This window comes from Ruegeria sp. BHSB196, assembly GCF_059613135.1.
Window position 1 is genome coordinate 38,434 of record NZ_JBXWRY010000003.1, and the last position, 17,835, is coordinate 56,268.

General features: G+C 66.0%; 23 protein-coding genes. 12 read left to right on the forward strand and 11 right to left on the reverse strand.

Annotated features, from left to right (window positions below; translation table 11 throughout):
- The first annotated feature begins 122 nt into the window (after nucleotides 1-122).
- Nucleotides 123-317 (forward strand): hypothetical protein, encoded by a 195-nt coding sequence (locus tag AC2FNJ_RS03020; RefSeq protein WP_496762316.1) that lies wholly within the window; start codon nucleotides 123-125, stop codon nucleotides 315-317.
- A 21-nt stretch (nucleotides 318-338) separates the two neighbouring features.
- On the opposite strand, the gene AC2FNJ_RS03025 is transcribed toward AC2FNJ_RS03020, so the two are convergent.
- Entirely contained in the window at nucleotides 339-587 is a 249-nt protein-coding gene (locus AC2FNJ_RS03025) for a DUF8831 family protein (protein WP_496762317.1), read from the reverse strand.
- A gap of 122 nt (nucleotides 588-709) precedes the next feature.
- Here AC2FNJ_RS03025 and AC2FNJ_RS03030 point away from each other — a divergent pair, with 122 nt between their 5' ends.
- The 5 genes from AC2FNJ_RS03030 to AC2FNJ_RS03050 all read left to right on the forward strand — a co-directional run bounded on the left by AC2FNJ_RS03030 (nucleotide 710) and on the right by AC2FNJ_RS03050 (nucleotide 2,642).
- Complete coding sequence (locus tag AC2FNJ_RS03030; RefSeq protein WP_496762319.1) at nucleotides 710-1,414, forward strand: M48 family metalloprotease; 705 nt, start codon at nucleotides 710-712, stop codon at nucleotides 1,412-1,414.
- Complete coding sequence (locus AC2FNJ_RS03035) at nucleotides 1,411-1,779, forward strand: YigZ family protein (RefSeq protein WP_496762321.1); 369 nt, start codon at nucleotides 1,411-1,413, stop codon at nucleotides 1,777-1,779. The genes AC2FNJ_RS03030 and AC2FNJ_RS03035 overlap by 4 nt, the downstream gene beginning before the upstream one ends.
- A 70-nt stretch (nucleotides 1,780-1,849) precedes the next feature.
- The gene (locus AC2FNJ_RS03040) at nucleotides 1,850-2,101 is read left to right on the forward strand and encodes a DUF6455 family protein (protein WP_496762323.1); all 252 of its coding nucleotides are present in this window, start codon (nucleotides 1,850-1,852) and stop codon (nucleotides 2,099-2,101) included.
- Between the two features lie 14 nt (nucleotides 2,102-2,115).
- The gene (locus AC2FNJ_RS03045) at nucleotides 2,116-2,385 is read left to right on the forward strand and encodes a DUF6455 family protein (protein WP_496762325.1); all 270 of its coding nucleotides are present in this window, start codon (nucleotides 2,116-2,118) and stop codon (nucleotides 2,383-2,385) included.
- Nucleotides 2,385-2,642 carry a DUF6455 family protein gene (locus tag AC2FNJ_RS03050; protein WP_496762328.1) on the forward strand — a complete coding sequence of 86 codons (258 nt, stop codon included), beginning with the start codon at nucleotides 2,385-2,387 and terminating at the stop codon, nucleotides 2,640-2,642. The genes AC2FNJ_RS03045 and AC2FNJ_RS03050 overlap by 1 nt, the downstream gene beginning before the upstream one ends.
- On the opposite strand, the gene AC2FNJ_RS03055 is transcribed toward AC2FNJ_RS03050, so the two are convergent.
- A complete protein-coding gene (locus AC2FNJ_RS03055) occupies nucleotides 2,643-2,885 on the reverse strand; it encodes a CDGSH iron-sulfur domain-containing protein (RefSeq protein WP_496762330.1) in 243 nt (80 codons plus the stop codon). It lies immediately after the preceding gene.
- Nucleotides 2,886-3,089: 204 nt separating this feature from the next.
- Here AC2FNJ_RS03055 and AC2FNJ_RS03060 point away from each other — a divergent pair, with 204 nt between their 5' ends.
- Entirely contained in the window at nucleotides 3,090-3,278 is a 189-nt protein-coding gene (locus tag AC2FNJ_RS03060; protein ID WP_496762331.1) for a hypothetical protein, read from the forward strand.
- 72 nt (nucleotides 3,279-3,350) lie between these two features.
- Here AC2FNJ_RS03060 and AC2FNJ_RS03065 read toward each other — a convergent pair whose 3' ends face one another.
- Nucleotides 3,351-4,169, reverse strand: a complete 819-nt coding sequence (locus tag AC2FNJ_RS03065; RefSeq protein WP_496762332.1) for a trypsin-like serine peptidase — start codon at nucleotides 4,167-4,169, stop codon at nucleotides 3,351-3,353.
- A 117-nt stretch (nucleotides 4,170-4,286) separates the two neighbouring features.
- Between AC2FNJ_RS03065 and AC2FNJ_RS03070 the strand changes: the two genes are divergently transcribed.
- Nucleotides 4,287-4,643: a diacylglycerol kinase gene (locus AC2FNJ_RS03070; protein WP_496762334.1), complete on the forward strand. Its 357-nt coding sequence runs from the start codon at nucleotides 4,287-4,289 to the stop codon at nucleotides 4,641-4,643.
- Nucleotides 4,644-4,703: 60 nt separating this feature from the next.
- Here the strand turns inward: AC2FNJ_RS03070 and AC2FNJ_RS03075 are convergent, their stop codons facing one another.
- Nucleotides 4,704-5,342, reverse strand: coding sequence for an imm11 family protein (locus AC2FNJ_RS03075; protein ID WP_496762335.1), 639 nt, complete (start codon nucleotides 5,340-5,342; stop codon nucleotides 4,704-4,706).
- Nucleotides 5,343-5,406: 64 nt separating this feature from the next.
- Nucleotides 5,407-6,801 (reverse strand): 30S ribosomal protein S12 methylthiotransferase RimO, encoded by a 1,395-nt coding sequence (gene rimO / locus AC2FNJ_RS03080; RefSeq protein ID WP_496762336.1) that lies wholly within the window; start codon nucleotides 6,799-6,801, stop codon nucleotides 5,407-5,409.
- Between the two features lie 102 nt (nucleotides 6,802-6,903).
- On the opposite strand from rimO, the gene AC2FNJ_RS03085 reads away from it, so the two are divergent.
- Complete coding sequence (locus tag AC2FNJ_RS03085; protein WP_496762337.1) at nucleotides 6,904-8,850, forward strand: AsmA family protein; 1,947 nt, start codon at nucleotides 6,904-6,906, stop codon at nucleotides 8,848-8,850.
- 147 nt (nucleotides 8,851-8,997) lie between these two features.
- On the opposite strand, the gene AC2FNJ_RS03090 is transcribed toward AC2FNJ_RS03085, so the two are convergent.
- The 4 genes from AC2FNJ_RS03090 to AC2FNJ_RS03105 are packed head-to-tail and all read right to left on the reverse strand — an operon-like array spanning nucleotide 8,998 to nucleotide 13,572.
- The gene (locus AC2FNJ_RS03090) at nucleotides 8,998-10,494 is read right to left on the reverse strand and encodes a phosphomannomutase/phosphoglucomutase (protein WP_496762339.1); all 1,497 of its coding nucleotides are present in this window, start codon (nucleotides 10,492-10,494) and stop codon (nucleotides 8,998-9,000) included.
- 15 nt (nucleotides 10,495-10,509) lie between these two features.
- Nucleotides 10,510-11,343 (reverse strand): 3-deoxy-8-phosphooctulonate synthase, encoded by an 834-nt coding sequence (gene kdsA, locus AC2FNJ_RS03095; protein ID WP_496762340.1) that lies wholly within the window; start codon nucleotides 11,341-11,343, stop codon nucleotides 10,510-10,512.
- Between the two features lie 5 nt (nucleotides 11,344-11,348).
- A complete protein-coding gene (locus AC2FNJ_RS03100) occupies nucleotides 11,349-12,935 on the reverse strand; it encodes a KpsE/RkpR family capsule polysaccharide export protein (RefSeq protein WP_496762341.1) in 1,587 nt (528 codons plus the stop codon).
- Nucleotides 12,913-13,572, reverse strand: a complete 660-nt coding sequence (locus AC2FNJ_RS03105) for an ABC transporter ATP-binding protein (protein WP_496762343.1) — start codon at nucleotides 13,570-13,572, stop codon at nucleotides 12,913-12,915. The genes AC2FNJ_RS03100 and AC2FNJ_RS03105 overlap by 23 nt, the downstream gene beginning before the upstream one ends.
- Nucleotides 13,573-13,899: 327 nt before the next feature.
- Between AC2FNJ_RS03105 and AC2FNJ_RS03110 the strand changes: the two genes are divergently transcribed.
- Both AC2FNJ_RS03110 and AC2FNJ_RS03115 read left to right on the forward strand, forming a co-directional pair.
- Complete coding sequence (locus tag AC2FNJ_RS03110; RefSeq protein ID WP_496762344.1) at nucleotides 13,900-14,490, forward strand: uracil-DNA glycosylase family protein; 591 nt, start codon at nucleotides 13,900-13,902, stop codon at nucleotides 14,488-14,490.
- Entirely contained in the window at nucleotides 14,483-15,271 is a 789-nt protein-coding gene (locus AC2FNJ_RS03115) for an SseB family protein (RefSeq protein ID WP_496762346.1), read from the forward strand. The genes AC2FNJ_RS03110 and AC2FNJ_RS03115 overlap by 8 nt, the downstream gene beginning before the upstream one ends.
- Before the next feature lie 13 nt (nucleotides 15,272-15,284).
- On the opposite strand, the gene yghU is transcribed toward AC2FNJ_RS03115, so the two are convergent.
- Nucleotides 15,285-16,163, reverse strand: coding sequence for a glutathione-dependent disulfide-bond oxidoreductase (gene yghU, locus AC2FNJ_RS03120; protein ID WP_496762348.1), 879 nt, complete (start codon nucleotides 16,161-16,163; stop codon nucleotides 15,285-15,287).
- A gap of 248 nt (nucleotides 16,164-16,411) precedes the next feature.
- Here yghU and AC2FNJ_RS03125 point away from each other — a divergent pair, with 248 nt between their 5' ends.
- On the forward strand, nucleotides 16,412-16,930 hold the full coding sequence (locus AC2FNJ_RS03125; protein WP_496762349.1) for a YHS domain-containing (seleno)protein: 519 nt from the start codon (nucleotides 16,412-16,414) through the stop codon (nucleotides 16,928-16,930).
- Between the two features lie 84 nt (nucleotides 16,931-17,014).
- Here AC2FNJ_RS03125 and AC2FNJ_RS03130 read toward each other — a convergent pair whose 3' ends face one another.
- Nucleotides 17,015-17,713, reverse strand: coding sequence for a J domain-containing protein (locus AC2FNJ_RS03130; protein ID WP_496762350.1), 699 nt, complete (start codon nucleotides 17,711-17,713; stop codon nucleotides 17,015-17,017).
- Between the last annotated feature and the right edge of the window lie 122 nt (nucleotides 17,714-17,835).

The following is a 17,835-nucleotide window of genomic DNA, read 5'->3' on the forward strand; positions in this document are numbered from 1 at the left end:
GCCCCTTGTATCTCGGACAGCCGCGGCCGGGTTTCAAGGATAAAATGGGCGTGACCGGCAGGAATTGCCCATGCGGCCCGCGCCCAAGCTGCTAGACTGACCCAAATCATCCCGGAGGCCCCATGCCCAAACCGCCGTGCCTTGCCCTGTTCGCCGCGCTTGCCCTGTCGGGCTGCGATCTGGCCCCGCCGGTTCCGACCCATGCCACCCAGGTGGCCGAGGCTCAGGGCGGCCTGGCCCCCGCCCGTGGGCGCACGCCCGAACAAAGAGCCGCCGCCAACGCCTATTATTCCGGCCCCCGCGGTGACGAGTTCTGAGGCCCGCGCCGATCCCGGGGCCTAGGAACCCTGATGCGGCATTTCGCGGAACTGATAGACACCTTCCGGCAGGTCCAGCGCCGCCGCCAGATCGCGCAGCTGTTCCGGCGACAGGGTGATCTTCTGCATCGTCTGCGTTCGCGGGTCGTATTGCTCCACGGTCACGCATTCCGCGAAACCGTTGATGACCACGTCCTCCTGCAAGGGCGCGTCGCCTTCATCGACGAGGGTAATGACGGTGGAGTCGAATTCGTGCTCGATACTAAACATGCCCGCAGACTGCCGGTGCCGCGCCGCCATTGCAAGCCGGCAAGAAATCGCAACGCCTCTGGAAGGCCGTCGGTGGCCGGGCTATTTTCCCGATCCGAGTTCCTGAATCGAAAGGCCCCGCAATGCGTCGGTTGAGTCTGCTACTGGTTGTCTTTCTCGCGGGCTGCGACGTACCGCAGCCGGTGGGCGGTCCGGCGCCGCGCGTCGAGCCGGTCGCGGTGGATGCCCAGGCGGCCCCGCGCGATTTCGACGCGGTCAGCCGCGCGGTCGGCGCGCAGGCGCGGGCCGAATGCCTGCGCCGCACCAATGGCGGCAACTGCGATTTCCGCATCGTCGTCGATCCCGATCCGCGCGCGCCCGTCAACGCCTATCAGACGCTCGACAAACAGGGCCGGCCGGTCATCATCTTCACGTCCGCCATGATCGCCTCGGCGCGCAACGGCGACGAACTGGCCTTTGTCATGAGTCACGAGGCCGCGCACCACATCCGCGGGCATCTCGCGCGCCAGGCCGACAACGCCGCGGTCGGCGCGGTGATCTTTGGCCAGCTCGCCGGGCTGACCGGCGGAAACTCCGCGTCGATCGAGGCGGCGCAGCAGCTCGGCGCCGTCGTCGGCGCCCGCAGCTATTCCAAGGAATTCGAGCTCGAGGCCGATCAACTCGGCACGATCATCACCTACAACGCAGGCTACAACCCGCTGACCGGGGTCAAGTTCTTCGAACGCATCCCGGATCCCGGCGACCGGTTCCTCGGCACCCACCCCCCGAACGCGCAGAGAACCCAACTGGTCCGCGCCACCGCGGCGCAGCTGGGTCTGGTCCAGTGACCGGGTTGACGCGGCTGGGCGTGGTGCTGACCGATCGCGGGTCGAAATACGCGGTGTCCGGCGCGCGGGCGGCGAGCCGGGACGACGTGGACGCGGTTCTGGCGGCGCTCAAATCCGACCGGTCCTATGCCAAGGCGACCCACAACAGCTGGGCCGCCATCCTGCCGGCCGGGGCGCTCAAGGCCGACGACGGCGAGGGCGGCGCCGGGATGGTGATCCTGCGGATGATGGAACGTGCCGGGCTGCAGGATCACGTCATCATCGTCACCCGATGGTACGGCGGAAAGAAGCTGGGCGGCGACCGGTTCCGCCACGTGCAGGAGGCGACCCGCGCCTATCTCGATCACATCGGAATCGCGTCTTGACCTGAGTCAAAGGCGAATGCCGCGGCAGGGTTTACCCTTTCTTGCATCGCGCGACAGAAAGGATCCGACCATGCCCGACCGCGAAACGCTCCGCAGACATGCCGATCTGGTGGACCGGATGGCCACCGCGCAGGGGCTCGACCTGCAAGAGGCCGCCATCGCCGGAAGGCTCACCGCCGACGACATTGCCGAGGTCGTGCTGCGCTGCACCGATTGCCCGAACCCGGACCATTGCGGCCAGACCCTGACCGACCGGCCCATGCTGGACCGCACGCCCGAATACTGCCGCAACGCGGATCTGTTCGCCCGCCTGACCGCCTGAACCGGAGCCAGCCGATGCCGCGCCTTGGCAAGATCATGACCCACCTGCGCCTCGTGCTGGGGATGGGCCGGGCGACCGGGACGGATCTGGTGGCCGCGCACCGCGCGGGCCGGCTGAGCCAGGAGGATTGGGCCGACATGGTCACGACCTGCCGCGCCTGCGCATGGTCCGGGCGCTGTCCGGAATTCCTGGACGACAACGAGCGCATCGAAGACGCCCCCGAAACCTGCCCGAACCGCGCCCGCTTCGCCGCGCTCCGGCAAAACCAGACAGAGGACACGTGATGGCCCAGATTCCGCTTGGCGACATCGAACGGCATTTCTGGCTGACGCGCTCGGTGGCGCGGTGCATGGGGCTGTCGCTGACCGAGGCGATGGCCGAGGGGCGGCTGACCGAACACGGCTATGCGGAAATGGTGACGCGCTGCCGCGCCGGCCAATGCCAGGCACAATGCGAACACTGGCTCGCCCACCAGCAATCCCGCGCCGACGCCGCGCCGGAGTTCTGCGCCAACGCGGAAACGCTCAACCGCCTGCGCTGATCAGATCTTGGCGTGGCTGCCGTCGCAGAGCGGCTTCTTGTCCGAATGCTTGCAGCCGCAGAAGAAGATCTTCTTGTCCGCCTCGGCGGTGTATTTCACCGGCGAGAACTCCGTATCTTTGTGCGAGCCGTCGCAGAACGGCTGCTTGGCGCTCCGCCCGCAGGCGCACCAGAAATAGGTCTTTCCTTCGGTCACCTCGACCGGATAGGGGGCTTTCTGCGCGATATGGGGCGCGTCGGACATGTGGCTTTCCTCTCTGGCTGATGTCTGGTGCAAAGAATAGCGGGGCCGTTGCGAATTGGTAGGGGGCCGGGCTGGCGGCGTTCCGCCATTTGGCGCGGCGCAAAGAATCCTGCGATTGCAATCAAATACGGCGGTCCCTATCCTAGGGCCGCGCCCAAGGAGTATTGGGGGACAACGCTTAACGACAAACGAGGATTGAAGGACATGAAACTGAAATTCGCTGCCCTTGGTGCATTTGCCCTGTTTCTGACCGCCTGCGCGCAGCAGGAAGAGCCTGCGCCGGTCTTTATCGAACCGAGCTATGACAAGTACGGCACGCCGAGCTGCGCCGCGGGCTACCAGCTGGCGACGACCGAAGCCGGTCAGACCGTCTGCTCGCCGGTCACCCAGTAAATCAGTTCCCGGCGGTTCGACCGCCACCTGAAACCAAGGTCGCCTTCCCGAAACCCGCGTTTCGGGAAGGTGTCACTCGGCCGTTTCCCGGCGCAGAGCCTCCGCAAAGGCCGCGGCCGGCACCCCGATGCTGGTCACGCCGGCCCCTGTGGCGGCGACGCCGGACAGAACCCCGATCACCGCCCAACGGTCCCCGACCTCTGCCAGCAAAGGCGCGCCGGAATCCCCGGACATGGCCGCACATCGCTGCAGGACCAGCGTTTGTGCCCTGTTCCGCGCCGGCGCACCGCAGCCGCGGTCAAGCGACAGGACATGCGGGCGCAGACCGGGATAGCCGGCCAGCGCAAACCCGGCGGGACCGGCCGCATCCGGCACCTGCGCCGACACGCCCAGAACCCCCAGCCGCGCGCCGAGGGGCTGCGTCAGCACCAGCAGCGCCCAGTCGTCGGCAGGGGCGAGGTCATAGGCAGGCCGCCCGGCCTCGACCTCCGCGGCCAGCACATACCGCTCGACCCCGGACACCGCCAACCCGGAGCCGCGCTGATACCCGGCCACGAACCGCAGGCTCTCGGGCGGGATCCATGCCCTGCGCGCGCGGTTGTACAGGCAATGCGCCGCGGTCAGCACGATCCGGTCGGCCACCAGCGTGCCGGTGCAGTGGCTGCGCAGCTGGGTGCTGGCGAAATTGACCCGCCCGATGGCGCGCCAGGGATGGGCCCGCGCATCCACGATATCGCGGGCGCGGATCGCGTCGCAGCCTTCGGCCAGTCGCTCGCCCGCCCGGCACAGCGCATCGAAATCCGGAACGAAAACCTCGTCCACCTGCGCCGCGGCCTCGGGTCCGGTCAGCACAAGCGCCAGGGCGCAGAGGGAAAGCAGCCTGATCACCATGCCCGCAGCTTCGGCATGCCGCGCCCCGGATGGCAACCCCCGCGCGGGTCGGGCAGGGCGCGCGGCCCCCGTTGCATCCCGCCCCGTCCCGCGCCAGAGTGGCCGCGCGGAGGGACGATGCGGCGATTTCTGTTACATCTCAAGGACCGGACCCGGTGGAGCTGGTCGGGCCTGATCGCCACCTGGCGCAGCGAGTATTCCTTTCGCGCCTGGGTCTGGGCCAATCTGGTCTCGGCCGCGCTGGCGCTGGGACTGCCGCTCAGCCCCGGCGAACGCGCCCTGATCCTGGCCCTGGGGCTGCTGGTGCTGGTGGCCGAACTGGTCAACACCGCCATCGAGCGGGCGGTGGACCACACCTCGACCGACCACCACGAACTCGCCGGCCAGGCCAAGGACGCCGCCAGCGCCGCGGTGGCCCTGACCGCGGTTGCGGCGGGGGTGGCGTGGGTGGTGGTGCTGGTGGGGTTGGTGTGATCGGTCAGAGGCGTGCACGAAGTCGGTGACTTGATGGATGTGAAACCCAGGACGAGTTTCCTAGGGAACAATCTTGCACGGTCGCAGCCGAAACGACCGAACTTTTATTCCAGCCTGCTTGATCGCTTGAGCCAATCGATCTGACAAATAAACTCTTTGGTGCACTGAGGGATCAACCCAAAGATCGACACCAACTTCAGCAATTTTCTGTCGAACAGCTGACTTGTCACTCAAAGTGTATGAGGTCCACGAGCTGGCTGTTGGAATTTTCTTTCTAAACCCTTCGGATTCCTCTGGAACAAACGCGGGTTTCTTTTCCGTGATGTTCATGAGATAGAGAACATCGGGTCTTTTTGTTTTTTCATCAAATTCAAAAAGCGGTACCTCGAAAAACTGAGTTGTCCCAAGATCAAAATCCTGAAGCAGCTTGTGCAGTTTCTCCGAAATTATCGGAAGGCCGTCCTCGATTCTAAACAGATCCGGCAGATTGCCTTTTTTTGATTCTGCAAGGTTCCGCAAATCGAAGTACAAGTACTTCGGCACCTCATTCGGGCAAACCGCTTCGTGAGACGATTTAGCCTTTCTTGACAAGCTTAGTCTGTCGTCCAAATTTCCATCAACAGAGTATCCTATTGATATTACATTGGCGGGATCGGCCAGAAACGGCGTTACCCAGACTTTCAATTTCTTTGTCGCCATACTGATGGTCTCAAACTGAAGGGAAACCTTCAGCAAATCAAGCACATGACCGAGGGAAACTCAACTATTGCGTGTTGAGCCGCCCCCACAAATCATATTCCCCGGCCTCGTCCACCTCGACCGCCACGACATCCCCCGGCTTCAACCCCTCGAAGCCCTCGTCGATGAACAGGTTCCCGTCGATCTCGGGGGCGTCGGCCTTGGTGCGGCAGGTGGCGGCCTCGGCGTCCACCTCGTCGACGATCACTTCGATGGTCCGGCCCACCTTGGCCGCCAGTTTCGCCTCCGAGATCGCCTGCGCCTTCTGCATGAACCGCTCCCACCGGTCCTGCTTGACCTCGTCCGGCACATGGTCGGGCAGGGCGTTCGACCGCGCGCCGTCCACGTTTTCGTACTGAAAGCAGCCGACGCGATCCAGCTGCGCCTCGTCCATCCAGTCGAGCAGGGTCTGGAACTCGGCCTCGGTCTCGCCCGGATAGCCGACGATGAAGGTCGAGCGCAGGGTGATGTCGGGGCAGATGTCGCGCCAGGCGGCGATCTCGTCCAGCGTCTTCGCCGCCGCCGCCGGCCGCGCCATGCGTTTCAGCACGTCCGGATGCGCGTGCTGGAACGGAATGTCCAGATAGGGCAGCACGCCCGACCCCGCCTCCGCCATCAGCGGGATCAGATCGCGCACATGCGGGTAGGGATAGACGTAATGCAGCCGCACCCAGGCCCCCAGCTGCCCCAGCTCGCGCGCCAGATCGGTGATGTGGCTGCGCACCGCGCGGTCCTTCCACGGGTTCTCGTCATGTTTGCGGTCCAACCCATAGGCCGAAGTGTCCTGCGAGATGACCAGCAATTCGCGCACGCCGTTTTCCACCAGCTTTTCAGCCTCGCGCAGCACCGCATGGGCGGGGCGGCTGGCCAGACGTCCCCGCATGTCGGGGATGATGCAGAACCGGCACTTGTGATTGCAGCCTTCGGAAATCTTTAGATAGCTGTAATGGCGCGGGGTCAGCTTGACCCCCGAGGCCGGCAGCAGATCGACGAAGGGGTTCGGGTCGGGCGGCACGGCGGCATGGACCGCATCCAGCACCTGTTCGTACTGATGCGGGCCGGTCACGGCCAGAATGCGCGGATGGTGCTCGCGGATGTAATCCGGCTCGGCCCCCAGGCAGCCGGTCACGATCACCTTGCCGTTCTCCACCAGCGCCTCGCCGATCGCCTCGAGGCTTTCGGCCTTGGCGCTGTCGAGAAACCCGCAGGTGTTCACGATCACCGCATCCGCCCCGGCATAGTCGGGCGAGATGCCATAGCCTTCGGCGCGCAGCCGCGTCAGGATGCGCTCGCTGTCCACCAGCGCCTTGGGGCAGCCCAGCGATACCATGCCGATGGTCGGCTGGCCCGCGCGGGGCGCGTCGGCGATGCGGGCGGCGGGCGCCAGGTCGGGGCGGAGGTTTGGCGGGTTCGTGCTCATGCGCGCGCATATAGTGGGGAACGCTTCCCCTTGCAAATGTTGTCGGCGCAGGGCTCAGTTGCCATATGCCGTTCTGAACCAGAACACAAAGGGAGCAGCGGAATGGTCTGGTTGATTCGGATCGTGTTCATCCTGATCGCGGTGGTGGTCCTGGTGGCCGGCGCGCTGCTGCTGATGCCGGGGGACAAGCTGGGCCGGATCCTGGCCGATCAGGTGCGCGCGCAGACCGGGCGCACGCTGACGCTGGAGGGGGATGTCCGCCTGTCCCTCTGGCCGGTTCTGGGGTTCGAAACCGGCCCCGTGACATTCGGCAACGCCGCCTGGGCCGGACCCGACCCCATGCTGTCCGCCGCCGCGCTGGCAGTGGGCGTCGAGGCCGCCCCGCTGCTGTCGGGGCAGGTCCGGATCCGCGAGATCGTGGCGCAGGATCCGGTCCTGCGCCTCGAAATCGCCGACGGGCGCGGCAATTGGGAATTCGGACCGCCGCCCGCCGCCGCGTCCGCGCCCGCATCCGCGGCTTCGGACGGTGCGGGCCGGCAGCAGGAGGTGACGCTCGACAAGCTGCAACTCACCAATGCGCGGCTGATCTATGTCGAGGAGGGCACGACGCGGTTCGACCTTGCGCATGTGGATCTGTCGGCGCGGTGGCCGTCCCCCTCCGACCCGCTGGAGGTCCAGGCGCGACAGGGCGAGATCGCCGTCGCGCTGACGCTTCCCGACCTGCCCGCCTTCGCCTCGGGCGCGGATACCGGTCTGGACATGACCCTGACCGCGCCGGGCGGAGACCTCACCTTTTCGGGCGCGGCCAATATCGCGGGGGAAGCCGCGGGCGCGGCCCGCTTCAGGACGACCGACACCGCCCGGATGCTGGCGGCATTGGGGCAACCCGGCCTGTCCCTTGCGCCCGGCCTGGGGCAGACCGCCGATGTCAGGGCTCAGGCGACCTATACCCGGAACGGCCGCCTGTCGCTGCGCGACCTCGACGCGGCGCTCGATCACAATCGACTCGCGGGCGAGGCCGACATCATGATCTCCGATCCGCCCCAGGTCACCGCCCGGCTGACCGCTGGCCATCTGGATCTGACCGGAACAGGGGCCGGCACGCAGCCCGGCGCGGCCGGGTCCGGACTGACAAGCCCGGAAGCACCGTCCGGCTGGTCCGACGCGCCCATCGATGCCTCGGCCCTGGCGCTTGCAAACGGATCGATACGCCTCGACGCCGAGTCGATTTCGACGCCCGGCCTGACCCTCGGCCCCAGCGGCCTGACGCTCACGCTCGACCGGGCGCGCGCGGTGCTGAACATGAACCCGGTCACGCTGTTTTCAGGCCGCCTGACCGGGGAACTGGTGGCCAACAACCGCAACGGACTGTCGGTCGGCGGCAGGATTCGCGCCGATGGCATCGACGTGGAACAGGCCCTGTCCGCCCTGGCCGACATCGAACGGCTGTCGGGCGAGGCGGCCGGGGAACTGGAATTCCTCGGCGTCGGCCAGACCGAGGCTCAGATCATGCGGTCGCTCCGCGGGGCGGGGCGTGTCGAAATGGGGCGCGGCGTGATCTCGGGCCTCGACCTGGACCGCCTGATGGAGACCGGCACCGGCACCGGAGGGACCACCGTCTTCAACAGCCTGACCGCAAGTTTCGAGATCACAGATGGCGATCTCTTCAACCGCGACCTGCTGATGCAGCTCGACAATTTCCGCGCGGATGGCGACGGGCGCATCGGTCTGGGCAACCGCGACATCGACTATCTGTTCACGCCGGTCGCCCTGCGGGCCAATTCCGGCCAGGGTCTGGCCGTGCCCGTTCGGATCGTCGGCCCCTGGGCGGACCCCCGGATCCGACCCGACCTGAGCCAGATGATCGAGGCCGCCACGGACAAGAAGATCGACGAGATCGAGGCGCAGGCGAAAGACAAGCTGCGCCGGAAACTGAGCGAAGAGCTCGACACCCCGGTGACCGAGGATCAGGATATCGAGGAACTGATCAAGGACCGGCTGGAAGACGAAGCCAGGAAAGGTCTGCTGAAACTGCTCGGTGCGGATTAGGGGCGCTGCCCCTCTTGCCCTTCGGGCAATTCACCCCGGGGTATTTCGGACCAGAAAGAAGCAGCGCCGCGATCCGGCTTCTTTCTGGTCGAAAATACCCCGGAGCGCGAGGCGGAGCCTCGCAAAAGGCCCGGCAAATTCCCGCTCTCAGATGGTCTGGTCGTAGTCTCCGACGCCGGGTTCGGTACGGATCACCGCGTCGATATCGGCAAAGATCGCGCGCATCTCCTCTTCGCTTTCGCTGCTTTCGCAGACGACCACGAGGTTGGGGGTGTTGGACGAGGCCCGCACCAGCCCCCAGCTGCCATTGTCCAGGATCACGCGCGCGCCGTTCACCGTCACGACCTCCTTGATCGGCCGGCCGGCGAGCGGTTCGCCGGCGTCGTGCTTGGCGACCAGCCGGTCCACCAGACGCTTGAGGATGTCGTATTTCTCGGTATCGGCGGCAAAGGGCGACATGGTGGGGGTCGACCAGGTTTTCGGCAGGGCCTTGCGCAGGTCCGACATGCTCTTGTCCGGGTTGCGGTCCATCAGCTTGCAGATCTCGACGGCCACGCGCATCCCGCAGTCATAGCCGCGCCCGATCGGCTCGGCCAGGAAGTAGTGGCCGGATTTCTCGAACCCGGCCAGCGCGCCGATTTCCTTGACGCGCCGCTTCATGTGGCTGTGGCCGGTCTTCCAGTAATCCGCCGTCACGCCGTTTCTCTGCAGCTCCGGATCGGCCGCGAAGAGGCCGGTGGATTTCACATCCGCGACGAAGGTCGCGTTGGGGTGCAGCCGGGACAGGTCGCGGGCCAGGATCACCCCCACCTTGTCGGCGAAGATCTCCTCGCCCTCGTCATCGACCACGCCGCAGCGGTCGCCGTCGCCGTCGAAGCCCAGCGCCAGGTCGGCGCCGGTCGCCTTCACCGTGGCGGCCATGTCGTGCAGCATCTCCATGGCCTCGGGATTGGGGTTGTAGTGGGGGAAGGTATAGTCCAGCCGGGTGTGGCTGGGCACCACCTCGACCCCGATGCGCTCGAAGATTTCCGGCGCGAAGGCCGAGGCGGTTCCGTTGCCCGTGGCGCAGACCACCTTGAGCGGCCGCGACATGCGGAAATCGCCCACCAGATCGTCGATATAGGCTTCCTTGACGCCCTCGACGAATTCATAGGACCCGCCGGGCCGGGTCTCGAAATCGCCGTTCAGCACGATGTCGCGCAGTTCGGCCATCTCATCCGGCCCGTGGGTCAGCGGGCGGTCGAAGCCCATCTTGACCCCGGTCCAGCCATTGGGGTTGTGGCTGGCCGTCACCATCGCCACCGCCGGCACGTCCAGATGGAACTGCGCGAAATAGGCCATCGGACTCAGCGCCGGGCCGATGTCCCTGACCTGGATGCCCGCCTGCATCAGCCCGAGGACCAGCGCGTTCTTGATCGCCAGCGAATAGTCGCGATAGTCGTTGCCGACCGCGATCACCGGCGCGATCCCGCGCCGCTGCATCTGGGTGCCGAGTCCGAGGCCAAGGGCGGTCATGCCCGGCAGGTTGATCTCTTCGGGGTATTTCCAGCGCGCGTCGTATTCGCGAAAGCCGGTCGGCTTGATCATCGGATCGCGCAGAAAGCTCCAGGTGTTCGGGGTCACGTCGGGGATCGGTTTGGTCATAACAGGTCTCAATGGTTAAATCTGAATGGGATTCGCCTTGGCCAGCGCATCGAAGCGCATCAATGTGTCGATCAGCCGGGGCATCTGGTCCAGCGGGATCATGTTCGGCCCGTCCGAAGGCGCGTTGTCGGGATCCTGATGGGTCTCGATGAACACCGCGCCCACCCCCAGCGCCACCGCCGCACGCGCCATGACCGGAGCGAACTCCCGCTGGCCGCCCGACGAGCCGCCACGCCCGCCCGGCTGCTGCACCGAATGGGTGGCGTCCATCACCACGGGATATCCCGTCTGCGCCATCTGCGGCAGCGACCGCATGTCGGCCACCAGCGTGTTGTAGCCGAACGAGGTGCCGCGCTCGGTCAGCAGGATGTTCTCGTTGCCGGTGCTTTCGATCTTTTCGACGATATTGGGCATTTCCCAGGGGGCCAGGAACTGCCCCTTCTTGACGTTGACCGCCTTGCCCGTCGCCCCGGCGGCCAGCAGCATGTCGGTCTGACGGCACAGGAAGGCCGGGATCTGCAGCACGTCTACCGCCTCGGCCGCCTGCGCGCATTGTGCCTCGGTATGCACATCGGTCAGCACCGGGATGCCCATCGTCCTGCGGATGTCGTCGAGAACCTTCAGCCCGGCCTCGATGCCCATGCCGCGCTTGCCGCTCAGCGAGGTGCGGTTGGCCTTGTCATAGGATGCCTTGAACACGTATTGCGCGCCGGCCGCGTCGCAGGCGTCCTTCATGGTTCCGGCGATCATCTGCGCATGATCGGCCGATTCAAGCTGGCAGGGGCCCGCGATCAGGGTGAGCGGGAGGTCATTGCCGACCGTCAGATCGGCGATTTTCACATGTTTCATGAGTCTTACGAGGATACCTGTTCACGAAGGATCGACGCGGTGAGCGAGATCATGAGGTAGATACCAGCAAAAAGCAGGAATGCCAAAATCGTATTTTCGAACTTGCGGGGATAGCTCGGCTCCTGGCTCGGCACGGGGTTCACGAAGACGGTCAGGTACCGCACCTGGCGGTTGGCCTCGACCCGCGTGGTTTCCATCTGCTGCAGCGCGGTCTGCAGCATCATGTCGCGCGAAACCAGATCCGCCTGCGCCATCTGGATCCGCACGTTGAGCTGGGCCAGCGAATTCTCGCCGGCCGAGGCGTCGACCATCTCGGCATTGAGCCCGGCCAGCACCGCCTTGAGCCGTTCGATGTCGCCTGCCACCCCCTCGACCTTGGCCTGGTTCGGGCGCGCGTTGTCCAGCAGCGCGGCCAGCTGCAGTTCCTTTTCCTGCAGTTGCACCTCGACCTGGTCGATCCGTCCGCGCAGGCTGGCGATCACGCCCTCGGGGTCCAGGATCGCGCCCTGCTGCTGCAGCTGCACCAGCGCCTCCTGCGCCTTGCGCCGTTCCTGCTGGGCCAGTTCGAAACTTTCGCGCGCGTCCCGCATCTGGTCCTCGCGCTTCTTCTCCGACAGGTCGTTCACCCGGTCCTCGGCATAAGAGATCAGCTTTTCGGAAAACGCTGTCGCCACCAGCGGGTCGGGGGCGATCACCTCCATCCGGATCACGCCCTCGGTCGGGTCGTATCCCAGCTTCACCATGTGCTTGTAGGTCTTGTAGGCTTCTTCGTTGCTGGCCTCCGGGGCCAGCCGCTGAATCCGGTCGATCCAGGGTTGCTGGAATTCCGCCTTGAACCCGGCGTCGCGGTCCAGCAGCAGCATCGCCTCCTTGGATTCCAGGAAGGACTGGACCGAGATCGAATCCTGGCTGGTCGCGAATTGGGTGCCCGCGAACAGGCCGCCGACGCTGCTCAGCGCGCCATCGGCCTGCAGGATCACGAATTCCGACTTGGTGGAATACATCGGTGTGGCGTAGCGATAGAAATAGACGCCCACCAGCGCCGTCGGCAGCAGAACGAACACCGCCAGCCGCGCCAGCAGCCCGAACAGCTTGCGCCGCCGCCTGCGGGCGATGTCGCGCTGGATGCGGCCGATTTCCATTTCGCGCCGCTGCGACGGGCTCAACTCGATCGACGGCAGGGATTTTCGCGGCGTGTCCACGGTCTGCGGCAACTGCACCCGGTCGCGGGGCGCGTCCTGGTCCTGGGGCTTGTTCGGCACCACCAGGTCCAGCACGTTCGAGCGGTGGGTGGGGTCGATCCCCTTCTGGCGCAGCAGCCGCACCGCGTCATAGTCCGAGGTGGCCGGCAGGTTGTGCTTCTGCGCCAGTCTCCGCGCCATGCGCAGCTGGCGGCCGGTCAGACCCTCGTGCTTGATCGCCTCGATCTCGGCGCCGGCCGGGGTGTCCGGGTCGCGCTGCCCCATGGCGCGGCGGATGCGCTCGGCCGGATCGGGCTTGCCGGCATCCGCGCTGTGCCCGCCCGCGTCGGGCGCGGCGGGGTCCGGCTCACGGCGGATGCGGTATTTTCTAGCCTTGGGTCTGGTAGTCATAAAGCTGCTTTGCCTCTTCCAAGGAGTCGAAATGGTAGAGCTGCCCATCCATCAGGACCGCCGCCTGCCGGGCGAATTTCTCCAGCACCGTCGGGCTGTGCGACACGATCACGATCGTCGTGGTGCGCAGCCGCTCCTGCAGGATCGCGCCGGCCTTCTTGTTGAACTCCACATCGGTGGTCGCGGGCATGCCCTCGTCGATCAGGTACATGTCGAAATCCAGCGCCAGCATCAACGCGAATGTGAACCGGGCGCGCATCCCCGACGAGTAGGTGCCCAGCGGCTGATCGAAATACTCGCCCAGATCGCAGAGCCAGCGGCAGTAGGCTTCGACGTAATCCGGGTCCATGCCATAGATCTTGGCGATGTAGCGGGCGTTCTCCATCGCCGAGATCCGGCCGATCACCCCACCCATGAAGCCCAGCGGGAACGAGATGTTGCAGTCGCGGCGGATCACGCCCTCGTCCGGTTTCTCCAGACCCGCCATCATGTTGATCAGCGTCGTCTTGCCGGTGCCGTTCGGGGCCAGAATGCCCATCGACTTGCCCAACTCCACCCGGAACGAAACCCGGTCCAGGATCACCTTGCGCTGGGTGCCGGTCCAGAAGGACTTGCTGACATTCTCGAATTCTAGCATCTCAGGTCTGCTGCCACGTCGCGGTTTCGGCTGCCGGACACCGGTCGTTATCGTTTTTCTGGGACAAGGTGCCGGTTACCGTTCGATCTTGGCCACATTATGTCGAAATGTGAAACAAATCTTCAATGCGGGCCGGGCGTTTCCTTTGCACCTGTGGGCGCAGGGACTCGGGCCGGCCGCTATCGGGCCGGCGCTTCGGGCGGGATTTTGTTTCCAAATCGTTAACGGTTTGCGCGGCTTCCAGCCTTCGTTTCTGGACAGTCGGAACCTTGCCGCTAGCATTGCGGAGCGCCCCGGCGCAAGCCGGATCGATCCTGAGGGGATGACATGAACACGTCCGTCGCCGCGGAAATCAAAAGCTGCCGGCTCTGCGCCGACCGGTTCGCCGCCACCGCCACCGCGCATCGGCCGCGGCCGGTGGTCTGGTTCCGCCCCGGCGCGCGGATCCTGATCGCGGGTCAGGCGCCGGGCGCGCGGGTGCACGCGTCGGGCCGGCCCTTCACCGACCCCTCCGGCGACCGGCTGCGCGACTGGCTGGGGATCGGCGCCAAGGTGTTCTACGACCTGTCGCGCGTGGCGGTGGTGCCGATGGCCTTCTGCTTTCCCGGCTACGACGCCCGCAAGGCCGACCTGCCGCCGCCGCCGATCTGCCGCCGCACCTGGCATGACCGGGTGATGGCCGAACTGGGCGCGGTGCCGCTGACCGTCCTCGTGGGCGGGCACGCGCACCGCTATCACCTGAACGCCCGAACCCCCGTCACCGAGACCGTGCGCAACTGGCGGGACCATGCGCCGCGGGTCTTCGCCTTGCCTCATCCGTCCTGGCGCAATACGGCTTGGCTGAAGAAGAACCCGTGGTTCGAGGCCGAGTTGCTGCCGGTCCTGCGCGCGCGGGTGCAGGAGGTTCTGAATGACTGAAACGACGCCACTCGACACGGCCCATGCCGCCATGCAGGCCGCGCCCGAGGACGATGCCGCCCGGCTCCGGTTCTACGAGCGTCTGGCCGATGCCGAGCTGTTTCTGCTGCTGACCGAAGAGGCGCGGGGCGACACCCTCTCGCCCGAGCTGTTCGACGTGGCCGACGGCCGTTTCGTGCTGGCCTTCGACCGCGAGGAGCGTCTGGCCCGCTTCGCCGACCGTCCCGCCCCCTATGCCGCCCTGTCGGGCCGGGCGCTGGCGGCGATGCTGGGCGGGCAGGGCGTCGGGCTGGGGCTGAATCTCGACGTGGCCCCGTCGTCGATCCTGATCCCGGCCGAGGCGCTGGCCTGGCTGGGCGACACGCTCCGCCACGAACCGGACGAGGTGCAGGCGAAACTTACCGAGCTTACCGCGCCCGCGGGTCTACCCGACCGGCTGATCGCCGCGCTCGACACCAAACTGGCCACCGCCGCCGGGCTGGCCCGGGCCGCCTTTCTGGTGGGCACCGTTCAGGAAGGCGGCGGGCGCGGGCACATGCTGGCCTTCGTCGGCGCGATCACCGGCGCCGAAAGCGCGCTGGCCAAGGCCGCGTCCGAGGCGCTGACCTTTTCGGGGGTCGAGGCGGGGGCGATGGATGTGGGGTTCTTCGATCCCGAGGATCCGGTGGTCGAAACACTCGCGCGCACCGGCCTGCAGTTCGATCTGCCGCAGCCCGAGCCCCGACGCCCGGCACCCGTGGCGCCGGGCCGCGACCCCGACAAACCGCCGATTCTCAGATAACCGAAACCCGGCCCTATTCGGCGGCCGGTTCCAGCTTGTCCTGCGTCCGGGTCTCGAAATCCGACGCGTCATGCCGTTCGCGCAGCTGGAACTGCGGCTCGCCGAACGTGCGGTTGACCATGCGGCCACGGCTCACCGCCGGGCGGGCGTCGATCATCTCGGCCCAGCGCAGCACGTTCTTGTAGCTGGTCACGTCCAGGAACTCCCCGGCGCTATAGAGCCGCCCCAGAACCAGTTGCCCATACCAGGGCCAGATCGCCATGTCCGCGATCGAGTATTCCTCTCCCGCGATATGGGTCTTGTCCGCCAGTTCCCGGTCCAGAACGTCCAGCTGCCGCTTGGTCTCCATCGCGAAGCGGTTGATCGGATATTCCCATTTCTCCGGCGCATAGGCGTAGAAATGCCCGAACCCGCCGCCCAGATAGGGCGCGCTGCCCATCTGCCAGAACACCCAGTTCATCACCTCGGTCCGCGCCGGACCCGAGGCGGGCAGGAACGCGCCGAACTTCTCGGCCAGGTGGAACAGGATCGAGGCGCTTTCAAAGACCCGCACCGGTTCGTCCCCCGACCGGTCCAGCAGCGCCGGGATCTTGGAATTCGGGTTGATCTCGACGAACCCCGAGCCGAACTGATCGCCCTCGCCGATATTGATCAGCCAGGCATCGTATTCCGCCCCCGCGTGCCCCAGCGCCAGCAACTCCTCCAGCATGACCGTCACCTTCACGCCATTGGGGGTGGCCAGCGAATAGAGCTGCAGCGGATGCTTGCCAACGGGCAGTTCCTTGTCGTGGGTCGGCCCGGCGATGGGCCGGTTGATGCTGGCGAACTGACCGCCGCTTTCCTTGTCCCAGGTCCAGACCTCGGGCGGGGTATAGGTGGATTGATCGCTCATGCTGCGCCTTTCTCGTGCGAAGGGGCCGGTGGCCCGTCCTGCCAACAGCTAATATGGCCGGGGCCGGAGTCCAACCCCGCCGGCGGATAATGGATCTGTAACATTGTCCGGTTCTGGTTCACGAAAATTCGTGGCCCGTCACAGAGGCGCGAGGCCCCCTTCGCCGCCCGCGCGAAATGCCTAATGTATCTCCAGACCGGCGCCCGCCGGTTCCGCCTGATGAGTCGAACCGAAAAAGGAACCTCGCGATGAAACGATTTGTTCTGGCCTTCGCCGCTGCCGCGGCCTTTGCCATTCCGGCCTATGCGGGCCCCCAATATATCGACGGAACCGGCTTTGCGGTTTCGGGCTATGACGTGGTCGCCTATCGCGACCTGCCGCAGGCCGCGGTGGGCGAGGCGCAGCCGGAAGGCGTCAAGGGCAAGGCCGACATCACCGCCGAATACAACGGCGCGACCTGGGCCTTCGCGACCGAAGAGAACCGCGACAAGTTCCTGGCGAATCCCGAATTCTATGCGCCGCAATATGACGGGCATTGCGCCTTTGGCGTCTCGAAGGGCGGCAAGGTTCCCGGCAACCCGAACCTGTGGCGCATCGTCGATGACAAGCTCTATCTCAACATCACCCAAAACGTGGTGGGCTTCTGGGAAGAGGACATTCCCGGCAACATCAACCTCGCCCAGGGCAACTGGCCGGGGATCGAATCCGATGCCGCCTCGACCAACGTGATCCCGAACTTCACCTCGGCGGCGCCGGTCAAGAATTGAACGAGTAATCCTGGTAACGAGTATCTGCCCGGGCACTATTGCCCGGGTTTTCCGTTTCGCGGCCTGCCCGCATCCGGGTGGCGGTCAGTGCAGATCTTCCAGCGCCAGCCGGCTGCCGTGCTGGCCGATGAACCGGATCACCGCGCGCCTGGCCCCCGGGCAGGCCCAGGCCCGGATCTCGTCGGGCAGCACGATTTCGGCGGTGCCCGACATCGCGGACTGAACCCGCAGGACCGTCGGCTGCGGCTGGCGTGCGCAATCCAGCGGCGACGCCGGCAGCGCGACCCGGTTCAGCCCAGATTCGATCTGCGCAGGCACGTAGAAGGTCAGGCTCCGCCCCTGGCATTTGATCGCCTGCGGAATGTGATCGACCAGCACTTCCGGCGACAGGAGCGGCGCGGACTGGGTGTCCGACAATCCGATGGTGATCATCGGCTCGTTCGCGTCGCGGAGCGTGCCGGCCAGCTCCAGCGCGGCCCGGCAATCCGATTTCTGCTCCCGAGTCAGATGCGAGATCCGGGTTGCCACCTTGGGGCGGCGCGGGACCAGCCGCGACGGCGCCGGCTTGATCGGGGCCGACCCGGCCAGCCCGTCCTCGCGCAGCAGGTCATAGGCGGCCTTGGCGCGGGCGAACTCCGCATCGGTGCCGCCTGCGTGATCGGGATGGGATTCGAAAACGACCCGCCGCCAGGCTTCCCGGATTTCACCCGGACCTGCGTGCTGGGGAACGCCCAGCCGCTCCAGAGCCTCCGCACGGGCTCTTACCTTCTCAATCGGACTCATAACAAAACACTCGTTAACTTGTTGACACTTTAAGTCTTTCTGGATCGGCGGCGCCCTGTCAAATTTTCTGCCACATTTTCGCCATCATTGGGGACAATGCCCGAAGGTGCGCGGGATTGTGC